We start from the raw sequence: 14,465 nt of genomic DNA, 5'->3' as shown, positions 1-14,465 counted from the left end.
ACCCCCGATCCTCGTATGAAGGTCGGGGGTTTGTCTTTGGGCAAAGAAAAAACGGGCCGCAGAGTGACGGGGCAACAGGGCCAGTGGCCAGGTCTTTTGCGGCAGTGCGTTTGATTGGCTGCATCCAAAAAAATCTGCCTCAGATCAAGAATTAGTATTCCCGCTGGCGCAAAATGTATCCTGCCGACGTCCGACGCTGGGTAAGTGTGCGTCTGGCCCCCGACCCAGATCGGCCCAAACTGATCGTTGGACGCTGTAAAGGCCGCTCGGTCTTCCCGCTTTGTTGGTTTCCGGCCACAATTCACACCTGAGGCGCCGCCTGAGTCCGCATGGCCGGCCAAGAGGAATTCGACATGAGCAGCAACGACCGCGTCATTATCTTCGACACCACCTTGCGTGACGGCGAGCAGAGCCCTGGCGCCTCCATGACTGGCGAAGAAAAACTGCGCATCGCCAAGACTCTCGAGCGCCTGAAAGTAGACGTTATCGAAGCGGGCTTCGCCATAGCCAGTCCAGGTGATTTCGTGGCGGTGAAGGCCGTGGCCGACAATATCAAGGACAGCACCGTATGCAGCTTGGCCCGTGCCATCGACGCTGATATCGAGCGTGCCGCTGAGGCGCTGGCCGGGGCCAACTCCGGGCGCATTCATACCTTCATCGCCACCAGCCCAATCCACATGCAGCACAAGCTGCGCATGCAGCCGGATCAGGTTGTCGAGCAGGCCGTACGCGCCGTGACCAAGGCCCGCAACCTCTGCGCCGACGTAGAGTTTTCCTGTGAGGACGCTGGGCGTTCGGAAATCGATTTCCTCTGCCGCATCATCGAAGCGGCCATCGATGCCGGCGCGCGGACCATCAACATTCCCGATACCGTCGGCTATGCTATTCCGCATCAATATGGCGCCATGATCGGTACGTTGCTCGAACGCATTCCCAATGCCGACAAGGCCGTGTTTTCCGTTCATTGCCATAACGATTTGGGCCTTGCCGTCGCCAACTCGCTGGCAGCGGTCGTAGCGGGCGCGCGGCAGGTCGAGTGCACCATCAATGGCCTCGGCGAACGCGCTGGCAATGCTGCGCTGGAAGAAATCGTCATGGCGATCAAAACCCGCCAGGATCTGCTCGACGTACACACCCGCATCGAGACCGAACACATCCTCAGTGCCTCGCGCCTAGTCTCTGGTATCACCGGCTTCCCGGTGCAGCCGAACAAAGCAATCGTCGGTGCCAACGCTTTTGCCCACGAGTCCGGCATCCATCAGGACGGCGTGCTCAAGCACCGCGAAACCTACGAAATCATGTCCGCGCAATCGGTCGGCTGGAATGCCAACAAGATGGTCATGGGTAAGCACTCCGGGCGTGCGGCTTTCCGCTCGCGTCTCGATGAACTGGGCATCATCCTGTCCGGCGAAGGCGAGCTGAATTCCGCTTTTGCGCGCTTCAAGGAGTTGGCCGACAAAAAACATGAGATCTTCGACGAGGACTTGCAGGCGCTGGTCTCCGATACCCTGGCTGAAGACGTCCAAGAGCATTTCAAACTGGTGACGTTGGAAGTGGCGAGCAAGACCGGCGAGATCCCCGATGCCAAGCTGGTGATCAGCGTAAACGGCAGCGAACAGAGCGCTGTAGGTCAAGGTTCCGGTCCGGTGGACGCGACTTTCAAGGCCATCGAATCGGTGGCCAATTCCGGCGCCACGCTGCAGTTGTATTCGGTCAACGCAATCACCAAGGGCACCGATTCGCAGGGCGAGGTCACAGTACGCCTGGAGAAAGGCGGGCGCATCGTTAATGGCAACGGTGCCGATACCGATATCGTTGTGGCGTCCGCTAAGGCTTACCTGAATGCTTTGAACCTGATGCAGGTTGGCGCGAAGGCCCATCCGCAGGTGGCCGGGGTTTGATTACTGAGAGTCGGCGTCGGGCCTTTCTCGACGCCATGCAGATCACTAGTTGGTTGCCGCGAACCGAGCTACCTTTCGCCGCACCTTCGCGCCCGGAGCTGCTGCAGCTCATTGAGGCTGAAGCCGAGCCCGCGCCAGTTATCGAGCTTGAACGGCCAACCGCGCAGCCGGCCCCTGCGGCGCCCAAGTCGGTAACCGTTACACCCGCTGTCGCGGCGAGTCCGGCAGCCGACGCGATTCGGGTCGCCATGCCGCGTATCGCCGTGCCCGAACCGAAGAAGCCGGTCGCGAAAGCCAGCGAGGCGCAGGTGGCCGCGGTCGAGCAGAAAGCCTCAGTGCCGCCACCGCGTTTCGCCTTGCAGCTGCTGCGTGCGGGCAATGTGCTGCTGTTGGTGGAGCTGCCGACAGGCGAATCGTTCCAGAGCCGTGACCCGGCTTACATCCTGCTCAAGGACCTGCTGCGCGCCGCCAGGTTGCCTGACAAGCCCCAGCAGGTCGGTGACGGCGAGCCGATTCGCTGGCCGCTGCTGCATAGCGGTAGCCTCGATCAGGGCGTCGAAGCCGCACGCGATTACGTGCAGGGCGTGGTCGCCGCCGAATTGGAGGAAATGGGCTGTGCCTGCCTTTGGCTGATCGGCTCGCCAGCTCTCCGTTTTGCTGGCGAAGTCGAGGCGGATGCCTGCTATCGCGAGCTGACTATCGAGGGGCTTGGCCCTGCGCTGGCCATGCCGGGCCTCGAGCAGTTGATGGAGCAGCCGGAAAGCAAAGCGCAACTGTGGAAGACCATGTGCCGCAGCATGTCGCGCTGGGTAACCGGTTTATGAGTGGCTCCTTTGAGTAGTGCTGAATGAGTGATGCAGTCAGTTTTCGCCCCATGATCGCGGCGGATATCGAAACAGTCCTGAAAATCGAATACGCCGCATTCAGTCATCCTTGGACCCGAGGCATCTTCACCGATGCGCTGACGGCTTATGAATGCTGGGTCATGTTCGAAGGGGAGCAGCAGGTCGGCCACGGCGTGATCAACGTCATTCTCGACGAAGCGCACCTGCTCAACATCACCGTCAAGCCGCAGAGCCAAGGGCACGGGCTCGGTTTGCGGCTGCTCGAACATCTGATGCAGCGAGCACATGAGCGTGGCGGGCGAGAGTGTTTTCTCGAAGTGCGTGCCAGCAACACTTCAGCCTATCGGCTATACGAGCGCTACGGCTTCAATGAAGTCGGTCGTCGCCGCGCTTACTACCCTTCCGCTGACGGGCGTGAAGATGCGCTCGTAATGGCCTGTACTCTGCTGGATTGAGCCTGGCTATAGGTGCTCGGTTATTGCCCCGGCGCCTTGTCCCGTCCCGAGTCTAACGGTGCATCTCCTTCCAGCTCGTTATCGTCCATCACATCATCGTTCTCGTGCAGCACGGCATCGCCGCCACCCAGTCCGGTGTCCGGGTCGCCTTTCGCCGGACCATCCCAAGGCTTGCCGTCCAAAGGGTCTTGGCGCGCTCGTTCTGCCTCGTCTAGGTCCACATCGGCCCCGATGTCATGCTCGGACACGTTGCTCAGATCCTGATCGGCTGCGCCGCCATGACCGCGTTCATGCGCCGACCGCGCACCGTCTTCCTGAATCAATGTTTCCGGCGCCAAATCATCCATGGTGGTCTGGCCACCCGGCACTTCGCCGCTGCTCATGCCAGCTTCGGTCACCCGCTCCGGCGGGAACTCGTCTTCGACCTCTTCGGCTGGCACTTCATCACCGATACGGCCTTTACGGTCGTCGCGACGCTGATCGAAATCTAGCTGCTCGATTGAGCCCATGCGGTCTTCGGTATCGTCGATTTCCGTCGGGGTGTAGGGCTTTTGATCGTTCATGACAACCTCCTGCTTGAGCTACGGTCTTGCAAGTTGTGACCTGGGAGCGATGTGAAGATTCAGGCTGATCGCTGGCCGGTTCGGGGTTTATGAACCAAGCTGCTATGGGTGTCGTTCTTAGTGCCTAAGCGCTTGTGGTCGTACAAAAAAGCGCGAACCACCACTGTTGATCCGGAGTCTCAGGGAGCATGAGCAAACAAAACGACTGCCCCGGGCTAGAGGTCCGGCACTGCGCTTTTTTCTTCGATGTCGACGGAACGCTGGCAGAAATACAGCCTCGTCCTGAGCTCGTTTTCATTCCCCCTCGTTCGTTGGCGGCGTTAGAGCGTTTGCACCTCAGCGAGATTCCCGTAGCGGTCATTTCCGGTCGACCGCTGAGCCAGATCGACGATTTGCTCTCGCCATTGCGCCTACCGGCTGCCGGCGTGCACGGCGCCGAGCGGCGTACAGCTGCGGGCGAAACGCTGCAACCGATCCTCGACCGCGATGCGTTCGACGCCATTCAGCATGAGCTCGCGCAAGCCTGCGCCGAGCATCCTGGCCTTGCCCTGGAAAACAAGGGCGTTGCCTTCGCTCTGCATTTTCGCCTTGCTCCTGAACTGGAAGAGACCGCCCGCGCCTTGGCCGAAGCGTTCGTCGAACGCTTCGGTGACGTGTTGGCGCTGCAGCCGGGCAAATGCGTGTTCGAGCTGAAACCGCGTGGCGCCAGCAAGGGAGAAGTGATCCGCGCGTTCATGCAAGAGGCTCCGTTCAAGGGACGGATACCGGTATTTGTGGGTGATGACCTGACCGATGAGGCCGGCTTTAAGGTGGTCAACGAGCTGGGCGGACTGACCATCAAAGTTGGCAGCGGGGCGACCGAAGCCACACGGCGTTTAGCTTCCGTAGAAGCGGTTGGTGCCTGGCTCGACGAACTACTCAGCGCTCTGTCCGAGCTGCCAATATCTAATAAAACAGACTGAAGCGAGAACGACCCATGAGCCGACTAGTAGTGGTTTCCAACCGCGTAGCGCCGATCAAGGCGGGGAAGGTCGCTGCTGGCGGGCTTGCAGTTGGCGTTTATGATGCGTTGCGCCAGGCCGGAGGCATCTGGTTTGGCTGGAGCGGCGATGTAAGCAGTACTCCGCACACGAACACCGAGACCGTTGGCAACATCACCTACGTCACGTTAGGGCTGACCAAGCAAGACTACGATCAGTATTACCGCGGCTTTTCCAACGCCACGCTCTGGCCGATCTTTCATTACCGCATCGACCTGGCCCGCTACAACCGTCAGGAATATGAAGGTTACAGACGCGTTAATGCCATGCTGGCAGAGAAACTCAAGCCGCTGCTCAAGCCCGACGACATCATCTGGATACACGACTACCACCTGATTCCCTTCGCCGAAGCCTGCCGACAATTGGGCATTCGCAACCGTATCGGCTTCTTTCTGCACATCCCGTTTCCGCCGCCGGAAATTCTCACTGTCATCCCGCCGCACAACGAACTGCTCAAAACGCTCTGCTTCTACGATCTCATCGGCTTCCAGACCGAAACCGATCGTCTCGCCTTTCAGGACTACATGACCCGCGAAGTCCGGGGCGTTCTCGAGCCCGACGGCAGCCTGACCGCCTATGGGCAAAACTTCCGAGCCGGGGTTTATCCGATTGGTGTGGTCCCGGATGAAATTCACGACCTGGCCGAATCCTACAAAGGCCGCCGCAAGCCCATGCGGCGTACCACCGATGTGGCCCGCAAGAAGATCATCAGCGTCGACCGTCTGGATTATTCAAAAGGTTTGGTGGAGCGTTTCAAAGCATACGAGGCCTTTCTAGAGCGTTACCCAGAGCACCGCCGCGCAGTCGAGTTCATCCAGATCGCGCCGACTTCGCGCTCCGATGTGAAAACCTACCAGCACATCCGACAGCAGCTGGAAAGCGCGGCGGGGCACATCAACGGTTGGCTATCGGATCTCGATTGGACGCCGTTGCATTACCTTAATAAAAGTCATGATCGGCGCGTGCTGATGGGTTTGTTCCGCAATGCCGACATTGGTTTCGTTACGCCATTGCGCGACGGCATGAACCTCGTCGCCAAGGAATATGTCGCCTCGCAAGACCCTGAAGACCCCGGCGTGCTAGTGCTGTCGCGCTTTGCCGGCGCCGCCCGCGAGCTGACTTCGGCGCTGATCGTCAACCCCTACGACTGTATCGGCATGGCCGAAGCGCTCGACCGCGCCCTGCGCATGTCGCTCACCGAACGCAAAGATCGTTACGAACATATGATGCGTGCGATCCGCGCCGCCGACCTCGATGCCTGGCGCGACAATTTTCTGCGAGACCTGCGCGCGTTCTCCTCTCGGCCCAGAGCAGAGGTACAGTCGAACCCGCTTTTCACCGTCTGATCCTGTGACGTCCCGGTCTGCGCTCTTGTCAAAACGCAGGCCGGTTCGTAACGTGCGTGTCGGAATGGAAAGGACGGAAAAGAAATGAACGACGATCTTAATCAGCTATTCGAGAACAATGCGCGCTGGGCTGAGGCCATAAAAAAGGAGGATCCCAAGTTCTTCGAAAAGCTCGCCAAGCAGCAGGTGCCGGAATATCTCTGGATCGGCTGTTCCGATGCGCGCGTGCCGGCCAATGAAATCGTCGGCATGCTGCCGGGTGATCTCTTCGTCCACCGCAACGTCGCCAACGTCGTGTTGCATACCGACCTGAACTGTCTGTCGGTGATTCAGTACGCGGTCGACGTGCTCAAGGTGAAGCACATCCTGGTCACGGGCCATTACGGTTGTGGTGGCGTGCGCGCCTCCATGCGTGACGACCAACTGGGCCTGATCGACGGCTGGCTGCGCACCATTCGTGATCTTTACTACGAGCACCGCGACCACATCGCCACCTTCCCGACCGAGGAAGCGCAGGTCGACCGCTTGTGCGAACTCAACGTCGTTCAGCAGGTCGCCAACGTCAGTCACACCAGCATCGTCCAGAACGCTTGGCATCGTGGCCAGCCGTTGTCCGTGCATGGCTGCATCTATGGCATCAAGGATGGCATCTGGAAGGATTTGGACGTCACCATCAGCGGCGCCGAGCAGGTTCCTCCGCAATACCGCCTCCGTCCACGTCGTCCGGTCTGATGGCGAATCGTCACGGATGGGCCTTCGCTGGCCTGCTGCTCGCGGTGCTTTGTTGGAGCGGAAATGCGCTGGTGGCGCGCGCCTTTCATGAGGCGATTCCGCCGCTGACTTTGTCGTTCTGGCGCTGGTTTTTGGCGACCTGCTTGCTGCTGCCCTTCGTTGCGCGCTCGATCTGGGCTCATCGTGCGTCGCTGCGCGCGGCCGGTTGGCGCTTGCCGATCGTCGCCGCGCTGGGCATCAGCACCTACAACTCCCTGCTGTATTCCGCCGCGCAGAGCACGGAAGCCATCAACCTCACGCTAGTAAACACCTGCCTGCCGCTGTTCACCTTTATCGGTGGCGGATTATTGCTGAATGAATGGCCCGCACGTCGCGCCTGGTTCGGTATGGCGATCGCCGCAGGCGGGCTGATCTATTTGATCAGCCGTGGCAGCTGGGAAGCTTTTACCAGTCTGTCGTTCCAGACCGGGGACCTGATCATGCTTGTAGCGGTGCTGATATGGGCGCTGTACACGTTGCTGCTGCGGCGCTGGGCTGCCTATTTGCAACTGCCGTCGCTGACACTGCTAGGCGTACTGATGCTGATCGGTATGCCGCTGATCCTGCCGTTCTACCTGTTCGAACTCAGCCACGTCGGCGGTTTCACGCCCACGCCGACCAACCTCGCCGTCATCGCCTACACCGCCATCTTCGCCTCGCTAGTCGCTTATCTTTCATGGAACCACGGCGTCAAAACCGTTGGCGCGGCCAAGGCGGCGATGGCGACCTATCTGATGCCTGTCTTCACAGCGATTCTCGGCTGGCTGGTGCTGGGCGAGGGGCTGCAGATGTTTCACTGGATCGGCGGCGGGCTGATCTTCGCCGGCCTTTTCCTGGCAACCCGCCCTACGGCGCGCGCCGCGATTCGCTAGCGCCAGCCAGAAGACAAGAAAAAGCCCCGCGGTCTCTGCGGGGCTTTTTCTTAACGCTTGTGGTTGTCGGGATTGTCTGCGTCGCTGCCATTCATGCGTGTGCGTGTGCGTGTCGGCTCGACGCTGTGCCCGGCTGGCTGGGTACGCGTCGTGTGCGCCGTGTTACCGATCTCGACCTCGTCAGCCGAATTCGCCAGCTCGTGATCGCTCTTTTCGTGCGGGGTCGTTTTGATTTCTTTGTCCATGGTGCACCTCGTGTGGGTTATAGGGATCTCACAGGTTTGAGGTGGCTAACAGAGTGATGTTCGCGCCGGTCATCAGGTGGCGGGTTTGCATTGTCGACGGGCGCCGGCCTGCTTGCGCCGCCAGTGCAATCAGCTCAATACCTGCGTTCGATACGCCTTGGCTAGCTGACGGGCCAGCATGATGAAATTTTGCAGCGCCGGGGACTGATTGAAGCTGCGGCAAATCAGCGTCAACGGCGCGACCAGGCGGGGGCGGGCGCCGAGGATGCGGCGGTAAACGACGCTTTCGCTGTGGATATCGCGCATCGAAGCAGGGACCACTGAAACGCCTTCGCCGGCCGCGACCAGGCTCACGTTGGTCAGCATCCGCTCGACCTCGAACGCTACGTGCGGCTCGAAGCCGGCCGCCTGACAGGCGCGCAGCAGATTGGCATACATCCCCGGCGCACCGGGGCGGCGAACGAGGATGAAGGGCTCGTCACGTATCGCCTGTAGTTCGATCGCATCGGGATGATCAGACAGCGCCGGATGGCCGACCGGCAATACCATCAACAGTTCTTCCACCAGCAGGCGATGAAACTCGATGCCGTCTGGCCGGCTGACGGGGGCACGAAGGATACCGACGTCCAGCTGGCCGGCCATGGAGCGTTCGGTTAGGCGGCCGGCATTGCCTTCGTCCAGGGTGATCGCCACGGCCGGATACTGTTCGCGAAAGGCGCGGATGATGCGCGGGATCAGCGGGTGCGCTGCGGCCGAGGACGTGAAGCCGATTGCCAGCGTGCCCTCGACGCCTTTGGCTACACGCGCGGCTCGGCGGGAGCCCTCTTGCACCCGCGCAAGAATGGTTTTGGCCTCATCCAAAAAAACCGCGCCGCCGGTGGTCAGGTCGACGCCTTTGGGGTGCCGCTTGAACAGGTCGAACCCCAGCTCGTCTTCCAGCGCACGGATCTGCTGGCTCAGCGGCGGCTGCTGCATGTTCAGCCGGGCGGCGGCGCGGGTGAAGTGCTTCTCCTCGGCGACCATGACGAAATAGCGGAGATGGCGAAGTTCCATATAAGGGACAGTCCTGGCGGGGCGGCGGTCGGTGTGCGGGCCGCAGAGGCGCGCGGATCGGTTAGGATACGAAGGCACTGAAGCGACAAGAACAACAATATTGCGCGAAGGCCCATGATCTTAGCCAAGCTGGCCAGGAACGACACTGCATTGATCCTGATCGCGATTGCCCTGGGCATATCGCTCGGTATCGTGCAGCCCGAACTGGCGACCCGAATGAAGCCGCTCAGCGATGCCTTTCTTGGCGTCATCGGCCATGCGGTGCCGCTGGTAATGTTCGTACTGGTCGCATCGGCAGTGGCCGGGTTTGGCGACCGCGGCCACGGCAAGCGTTGCGCCGGACGCGTGGTCGCGTACTTCTTCGTGATGGCGGTGCTGTCGCTTGTCACCGGTGCGGCGGTCGCCATGTTGCTGGTGCCAGGCGTCGACGGTGAGACGTTTGCCGCATCGCCTGTCATGCAATCCGATAACGAGTTGACCGCCGCCATCGCGGCCAGTCTGGCGCAGTTCTTCAGCCATACCCTGATTCTTCCCGTTCTGTTTGCAGCGCTGGTGTTTGGCCTGGGGCTGGGTTACGCCGGCGACGCGGGCAAGCCTTTGCGGTGCAGGCTGGAGATGCTGGTCGAATGGCTGCTGCGCGCGCTGCGTTTGGTGCTCCGGTTCGCGCCGCTGGCCGCCTTTGGTGCGATGGCTTACACCGTCGGGCGCTACGGGCCTGCATCCGCCTGGCTGCTGCTCAAATTCGTCGGCACCGTCTACCTTGCCGCTCTGCTGTTCGTTGTTGTGGTGTTGGGCGTGGCGGCTCGCTGTGTTGGCTTTGGGTTGTTTCACCTGGTCGCTTACATCAAAGCCGAGCTGTGCCTGGTGGCCTTCACCGGTGCTTCGGTAGCGGCCGTGCCAGGGCTGATCGAAAAGCTCGAACGGGCCGGCTGTGGAAAGCAGGTGGTGCGGCTGGTGCTCAGCACCGGCTATACATTCAACCTTACCGGTTCGAACCTTTACGTGACTTGTGCCTTCGTATTCCTGGCGCAGCTCGCAGGTATAACGCTGGACGGCACGCAGCTGCTGATGCTGCTGTTGGTATCGCTGCTGACGTCGTTGGGTTCGACCAGCGCGGCAGGCTCGGCATTTCTTACGCTGACGGCCACGCTCGGCGTATTGAATTGGGTACCGCTGGAGGGGTTGGGCATTTTGCTCGGCGTCGAGCGGCTGATGAAGTGTCGCTCGTTGACCAATGTGCTCGGCAATAGCCTGGCCTGCGTAGTGATTTCAGCCTGGAGTGGTGCGCTGGATCGAAAGGCGCTGCGCGAGGCGTTGGTGCCTCGTCGACAGCCGACGCTTCCCGACGCGGTGGTCGGTAAGCGTTAGGGCTCAGTTCTTCACGAGCGCGTTGAATGCCTTGTCCAGCGTGGCTTCGGCCTTGGCAATTCGGTCACGGCGATCATCCGTCCAATGCTGATCGCCAGCCAACGCCTGGTTGGCTTCGCCAAGCATGCGCTTGACCTCCGCTGGCTGCGGCCCGCCGGTGCCGACACGGGTCTTGACCATGTTCTGCGGCGACAGCGTGGCGCGGAAGGCCGACTCGCTCAGCGGCAATTCGCGGGTCTTCCATTCGTACTTCTCCGCCGCCTTGGTGAACAGCCGCTGCGCCTCGGCGTAAGGGAAGTTGGCCGGCACGAAGCCTTCCTTGCGCGCATGGCCCACCACCGCGGAGGCGAAGCTGTGACCGATACGGAAGGGCACCTTGTGTTCGCGCCCTAAGGTGTCGGCCAGCTCCATCGAAGTGGTCCATTCGGCTTCCAGTTCTTCCAACGCACGTTCCGGATTGATCACCAACGCATCCATCACCTTGCGCGTGCGGACGAACATCTCATGCGCGCTATCGAACAATCCCAGGCCGTCGAAGGCGAACTTGTAGTCCGTCATGCCAGTGGTCACGTTGTGCGCGCGCAGGGTGACGGTATGGGCCAGGCCGACCACATCCGATGCCGATTCCCGCGCTCGCATGATCAGGCCAGGATTACGCTTCTGCGGCATGGCACTGCTGGTGTAGGTCGAACCTTCCTCAAGTAGCATCCACGGGCGGATCTGGTGGTATTGCGTATGGATGTCGCCGAGCATCGCGCCGATGCGGATCGCTGAAGACGATGCGATCCCGGCCGCCTCGATGGGAATGTCGTAGGTCGACACCTGACCGGCATCCAGCGAGTTCTCACGTACCTCATCGAAGCCGAGCAGCTCGGCCAGCCGCTCGCGGTTGAGCGGCCAACCTGAGTTTGCCAGCACCGCCGTACCCATCGGGCTGCGATTCAGGCGCTCGTACAGCTCGCGGATGCGTTGAGCGTCTCGTTCGAAAGCTGCCTCGTAGGCCAGCAGATAATGCGCATAGGTGATCGGCTGCGCCTGCACGCCGTTGGTGTAGGCCGGGATCAGCGTGTCGACGTTCTCCTTGGCCAGCTCCAGAAGGCGAGCGCGGGTGTCGTTCATCGAGTCGGTGTAGTCCAGCAACTGGCTGCGCAGGGTGGCGAGCCGGTAGGTGGCGTACATATCCTGGCGGCTGCGGCCGGAGTGGATCAGCGAGGCTTGCGGGCCTATTTCGTCGATCATGATGCGCTCGATCTGCAGCACGTCACTGGGCTTCTTACCATCCGGCTTGCTGGCCTGATCGATAACGTGCTGAACGCCGCGGGCAATCTCGCGGCCCTGTTGTTGGCTGACGATCTCTTCCTCGGTCAGCATGACGATGGACGCCTTGTTGATCCGGTTGACCCAGGTGAATTGGTCGTCGTGCTTGCCTTGCTTGGCACCGGCACGATCGACCGTGGCGCCGATCTTCGCCGCCTCGGCCGCGCATTCGGCCGTGGTGCGGCAGGGCAGGTCGGCCGTGTCCGCAGCCTGTACGGTCAGGTGGCTGGCGCTCAGCGCGAACGCGACGGCCAGGGAAAGCAGCGTTTTTTGCGTGATCATGTTCATCTCCTGTTTAGCGACACCGTCACCCGTGCGGGCGACGGGATGGCATGGGGCGGGGTCGTTACAGCAGTGGCAGCGTGTAGCTGAGAATGAAGCGGGTCTGATCGATGTCGTTGCCCGTGCTTCGGTAGGTCCCGTTGCGCAGCTTCACGCCGAAGTTCTTCAGCGCGCCTTGCTGGAACACGTATGCGATATCGGTATCGCGTTCCCACTCGTGGCCGTCGCGTCCGCCAGGGCCGTCGAAGTTGTCGCCGCGCAGATAGCGCGTCATGAAGCTCAGGCCGGGTATGCCCATGGCGTTGAAGTCATAGTCGTAACGCACCTGCCAGGATCTCTCGCCAGGACTGGCGAAGTCCGGCGAAATCATCACGTAGTTGACCAGATATGAGTTGGTGCCATTGATGTGCGGGAAGCCCGTCTCGCCGCTCATCTTCTGGTACGCCGCGCCGAACGCGTGGCCGCCGAGCTGGTAAGTGAACTTGGCGCCGAAGGCATCGTTGTCGACGTTGGTGTTGCCCGCCTCGGTGGAGCGGGCGAAGCGCAGATCGCTCTTGATCGCCTGGTCTTCACCCAACGGTAGTACATGTAACAGGTTGAAGATGTGCTGCTTGTAGTTCTGATCCAGATGGCCGTAGTGGTAGCCCGTGGTCAGGTTCTTGTTCCAGCGGTAGCTTGCACTGGCGAAATCGAACTTGTCGCTGGCCTGCCCGCCGCTGATGCCTTTGCCCGCTACCAGCATGTCGTCGTTGGCAGCGGAGTTTCGCAGGCTGTTCTGCGTCAGGCGGCCCGCGTTCAGCGTTAGCCCGTCGATTTCCTTCGATGTCAGCATGCCGCCGCGAAAGGTCTGGGGCAGTAGGCGTGAATCGTTCGGCAGCACCGTCGGAAGTTTCGGCAGCAAGGTGCCGGCACGGAGTGTGGTCTTCGAATAGCGCAGCTTGGCCGCCGCGCCGAGTTGGCTGTATTCGTCCGGCGCCTTGTCGTCACCCACCGGCAACAGCCCCGTATTCTGCCGCTCCGGTCCCGAGTCGAGTTTTACGCCGAGCAGTCCGATCGCATCGATCCCGAAACCCACCGGCCCTTCGGTAAAACCGGACTCGTAATTGAGCAGAAACCCCTGCGCCCACTCGTCACGCTTCGACTGATTGGCGCCTTCCTGGCGGTAATCGGCGTTGTGGTAGAAGTTGCGCAGCTCCAGCGTTGCCTTGCTGTCCGCCAGAAACTCCGCCATGACCACACCCGGCAAACCCGCACCCAGCGCAGCAACCGCAATCGCCGCAGCGAGCGGCTTCGGTGACTTGAGCATCACTGTCTCCTGTTTATTTTTATTGGAGGTAGACGCTGCCGGCACAAGACCGGCAGCGTCTGGGGCGATGCTAATCACCAGCGGTTGGGATTAAAAATATATAGATAATCTGGTGTGAATATCTATTAAGTATGGATGGCGGGCATAAAGGCATCGTCTGCCTCACGACTGCGAGATGGAGGCGATCTCGCGTCAGTGTCGGGTGCTAACTCAGCGCTTGCTATTGGCGCTGACCATGCGGCCCTTCATGGCTTCTTGCTTGACGATGTATTCGCCGACCAGCGGACGGCTCTGCAGATAGTGCTCGGTGGTCTTGTGGTAAGTGAAGGCCGATTCGTCGCGGTACAACTCGTAGAGATACACCAGATCAGGATCATTCAGATCCTGCACGACATCAAACACCAGGCAATCCGGCTCGTTCTGCACCGAAGCGGCGGCGTTGACGCGCATGGCCTCCATGAACTGAGCGAACGAGCCAGGCGTGAGCTGAGTTTTTAAAATAAGACAGTACATAAGAATCCTGTTTTGTTTTATGGTTGTGGCTTGATTGTATACAAAAAAGGATCAAGCCATGCCAACCCGTCCCGGTCGCCTGAATGGCCTGCGTCACCTGGCGCTTACCGCCCCGAATCTGGAAGAGTGCGAACGTTTCTATGTCGACGTGCTGGGCATGGAAGTGCTCAACCGCGCCAGCAAGGACCTCGTCTACCTGACCTGCGGCAACGACAACCTCTCCCTGGGCCGCGCACGGGAAAAAAGCAGCGGCGTCCAGGCGATGGATCACTACGGCTTCATCGTCGATAGCCTGGACGAGCTACATGCCTGGTACGAATACCTGAAAGCGCAAGGCGTAACGTTGCTGGATCGCCCCTTCGCTCACAGCGATGGGGCATACAGCTTTCATATGCTTGATCCGGCTGGGAATACGGTCCAGCCGCTTTATCATCCGGCGATATCGGGGCAGCGTTTGCGTTGATGTGAACGGAGGGCGAGGTTTGTGGCGAAGCTTGCTGATAGCACACGCCTCGAAATAATTAGGGACACTGACTGAACCGCCCCGGCTTCCCCGGAGGCTCCAACTCTTGAGAGGATGGAGCCATG

General features: G+C 60.6%; 15 protein-coding genes. 9 read left to right on the top strand and 6 right to left on the bottom strand.

From position 1 onward, the window contains the following. Positions 1–353 precede the first annotated feature (353 nt). From AC2LD7_RS21040 to rimI, 3 genes are read left to right on the top strand one after another with little or no spacing between them, the layout of a single operon-like run. Positions 354–1,901 carry a 2-isopropylmalate synthase gene (locus AC2LD7_RS21040; protein ID WP_484599587.1) on the top strand — a complete coding sequence of 516 codons (1,548 nt, stop codon included), beginning with the start codon at positions 354–356 and terminating at the stop codon, positions 1,899–1,901. After that, positions 1,898–2,725 (top strand): energy transducer TonB, encoded by an 828-nt coding sequence (locus AC2LD7_RS21035; RefSeq protein WP_484599586.1) that lies wholly within the window; start codon positions 1,898–1,900, stop codon positions 2,723–2,725. Before AC2LD7_RS21040 ends, AC2LD7_RS21035 begins: the two co-directional genes overlap by 4 nt. A 23-nt stretch (positions 2,726–2,748) precedes the next feature. Beyond that, entirely contained in the window at positions 2,749–3,201 is a 453-nt protein-coding gene (gene rimI / locus AC2LD7_RS21030) for a ribosomal protein S18-alanine N-acetyltransferase (RefSeq protein WP_484599585.1), read from the top strand. 20 nt (positions 3,202–3,221) lie between these two features. Here the strand turns inward: rimI and AC2LD7_RS21025 are convergent, their stop codons facing one another. Continuing rightward, positions 3,222–3,764, bottom strand: coding sequence for a hypothetical protein (locus tag AC2LD7_RS21025; protein ID WP_484599584.1), 543 nt, complete (start codon positions 3,762–3,764; stop codon positions 3,222–3,224). A gap of 188 nt (positions 3,765–3,952) precedes the next feature. On the opposite strand from AC2LD7_RS21025, the gene otsB reads away from it, so the two are divergent. From otsB to AC2LD7_RS21005, 4 genes are all read left to right on the top strand, one after another. Continuing rightward, entirely contained in the window at positions 3,953–4,726 is a 774-nt protein-coding gene (otsB, locus tag AC2LD7_RS21020) for a trehalose-phosphatase (RefSeq protein ID WP_484599583.1), read from the top strand. Between the two features lie 14 nt (positions 4,727–4,740). Beyond that, positions 4,741–6,150: an alpha,alpha-trehalose-phosphate synthase (UDP-forming) gene (otsA, locus tag AC2LD7_RS21015; protein WP_484599582.1), complete on the top strand. Its 1,410-nt coding sequence runs from the start codon at positions 4,741–4,743 to the stop codon at positions 6,148–6,150. 84 nt (positions 6,151–6,234) lie between these two features. Beyond that, a complete protein-coding gene (gene can / locus AC2LD7_RS21010; protein WP_484599581.1) occupies positions 6,235–6,882 on the top strand; it encodes a carbonate dehydratase in 648 nt (215 codons plus the stop codon). Further along, complete coding sequence (locus AC2LD7_RS21005; protein ID WP_484599580.1) at positions 6,882–7,793, top strand: DMT family transporter; 912 nt, start codon at positions 6,882–6,884, stop codon at positions 7,791–7,793. Before can ends, AC2LD7_RS21005 begins: the two co-directional genes overlap by 1 nt. A 50-nt stretch (positions 7,794–7,843) precedes the next feature. On the opposite strand, the gene AC2LD7_RS21000 is transcribed toward AC2LD7_RS21005, so the two are convergent. Both AC2LD7_RS21000 and AC2LD7_RS20995 read right to left on the bottom strand, forming a co-directional pair. Next, positions 7,844–8,038 (bottom strand): hypothetical protein, encoded by a 195-nt coding sequence (locus AC2LD7_RS21000; RefSeq protein WP_484599579.1) that lies wholly within the window; start codon positions 8,036–8,038, stop codon positions 7,844–7,846. A 129-nt stretch (positions 8,039–8,167) separates the two neighbouring features. Next, on the bottom strand, positions 8,168–9,091 hold the full coding sequence (locus AC2LD7_RS20995) for a LysR substrate-binding domain-containing protein (protein ID WP_484599578.1): 924 nt from the start codon (positions 9,089–9,091) through the stop codon (positions 8,168–8,170). Between the two features lie 114 nt (positions 9,092–9,205). Between AC2LD7_RS20995 and AC2LD7_RS20990 the strand changes: the two genes are divergently transcribed. After that, a complete protein-coding gene (locus AC2LD7_RS20990) occupies positions 9,206–10,459 on the top strand; it encodes a cation:dicarboxylate symporter family transporter (RefSeq protein WP_484599577.1) in 1,254 nt (417 codons plus the stop codon). A 3-nt stretch (positions 10,460–10,462) separates the two neighbouring features. On the opposite strand, the gene AC2LD7_RS20985 is transcribed toward AC2LD7_RS20990, so the two are convergent. The 3 genes from AC2LD7_RS20985 to AC2LD7_RS20975 all read right to left on the bottom strand — a co-directional run bounded on the left by AC2LD7_RS20985 (position 10,463) and on the right by AC2LD7_RS20975 (position 13,877). After that, the gene (locus AC2LD7_RS20985) at positions 10,463–12,058 is read right to left on the bottom strand and encodes an argininosuccinate lyase (protein ID WP_484599576.1); all 1,596 of its coding nucleotides are present in this window, start codon (positions 12,056–12,058) and stop codon (positions 10,463–10,465) included. A 64-nt stretch (positions 12,059–12,122) separates the two neighbouring features. Beyond that, entirely contained in the window at positions 12,123–13,364 is a 1,242-nt protein-coding gene (locus tag AC2LD7_RS20980) for an OprD family porin (RefSeq protein ID WP_484599575.1), read from the bottom strand. A gap of 210 nt (positions 13,365–13,574) precedes the next feature. Next, positions 13,575–13,877 carry a putative quinol monooxygenase gene (locus tag AC2LD7_RS20975; protein WP_484599574.1) on the bottom strand — a complete coding sequence of 101 codons (303 nt, stop codon included), beginning with the start codon at positions 13,875–13,877 and terminating at the stop codon, positions 13,575–13,577. A 58-nt stretch (positions 13,878–13,935) separates the two neighbouring features. Between AC2LD7_RS20975 and AC2LD7_RS20970 the strand changes: the two genes are divergently transcribed. Beyond that, complete coding sequence (locus AC2LD7_RS20970; protein ID WP_484599573.1) at positions 13,936–14,340, top strand: VOC family protein; 405 nt, start codon at positions 13,936–13,938, stop codon at positions 14,338–14,340. The last annotated feature ends 125 nt before the right edge of the window (positions 14,341–14,465 follow it).

The sequence above is a fragment of the Stutzerimonas sp. genome (genome assembly GCF_982611455.1).
Note: the sequence above shows the minus strand (reverse complement) of the source record. Positions and strands in the feature narration are given on the sequence as shown.

Excerpts from the sequence above, each read along its gene's own strand:
- AC2LD7_RS20995 (WP_484599578.1), bottom strand. The coding sequence starts at position 9,091 with ATGGAACTTCGCCATCTCCGCTATTTCGTCATGGTCGCCGAGGAGAAG.
- AC2LD7_RS20975 (WP_484599574.1), bottom strand. The coding sequence starts at position 13,877 with ATGTACTGTCTTATTTTAAAAACTCAGCTCACGCCTGGCTCGTTCGCT.
- AC2LD7_RS21040 (WP_484599587.1), top strand. The coding sequence starts at position 354 with ATGAGCAGCAACGACCGCGTCATTATCTTCGACACCACCTTGCGTGAC.
- can (WP_484599581.1), top strand. The coding sequence starts at position 6,235 with ATGAACGACGATCTTAATCAGCTATTCGAGAACAATGCGCGCTGGGCT.
- otsB (WP_484599583.1), top strand. The coding sequence starts at position 3,953 with ATGAGCAAACAAAACGACTGCCCCGGGCTAGAGGTCCGGCACTGCGCT.
- AC2LD7_RS20980 (WP_484599575.1), bottom strand. The coding sequence starts at position 13,364 with ATGCTCAAGTCACCGAAGCCGCTCGCTGCGGCGATTGCGGTTGCTGCG.
- AC2LD7_RS21005 (WP_484599580.1), top strand. The coding sequence starts at position 6,882 with ATGGCGAATCGTCACGGATGGGCCTTCGCTGGCCTGCTGCTCGCGGTG.
- AC2LD7_RS21025 (WP_484599584.1), bottom strand. The coding sequence starts at position 3,764 with ATGAACGATCAAAAGCCCTACACCCCGACGGAAATCGACGATACCGAA.
- AC2LD7_RS20990 (WP_484599577.1), top strand. The coding sequence starts at position 9,206 with ATGATCTTAGCCAAGCTGGCCAGGAACGACACTGCATTGATCCTGATC.
- otsA (WP_484599582.1), top strand. The coding sequence starts at position 4,741 with ATGAGCCGACTAGTAGTGGTTTCCAACCGCGTAGCGCCGATCAAGGCG.
- AC2LD7_RS20985 (WP_484599576.1), bottom strand. The coding sequence starts at position 12,058 with ATGATCACGCAAAAAACGCTGCTTTCCCTGGCCGTCGCGTTCGCGCTG.
- AC2LD7_RS21000 (WP_484599579.1), bottom strand. The coding sequence starts at position 8,038 with ATGGACAAAGAAATCAAAACGACCCCGCACGAAAAGAGCGATCACGAG.
- rimI (WP_484599585.1), top strand. The coding sequence starts at position 2,749 with ATGAGTGATGCAGTCAGTTTTCGCCCCATGATCGCGGCGGATATCGAA.
- AC2LD7_RS20970 (WP_484599573.1), top strand. The coding sequence starts at position 13,936 with ATGCCAACCCGTCCCGGTCGCCTGAATGGCCTGCGTCACCTGGCGCTT.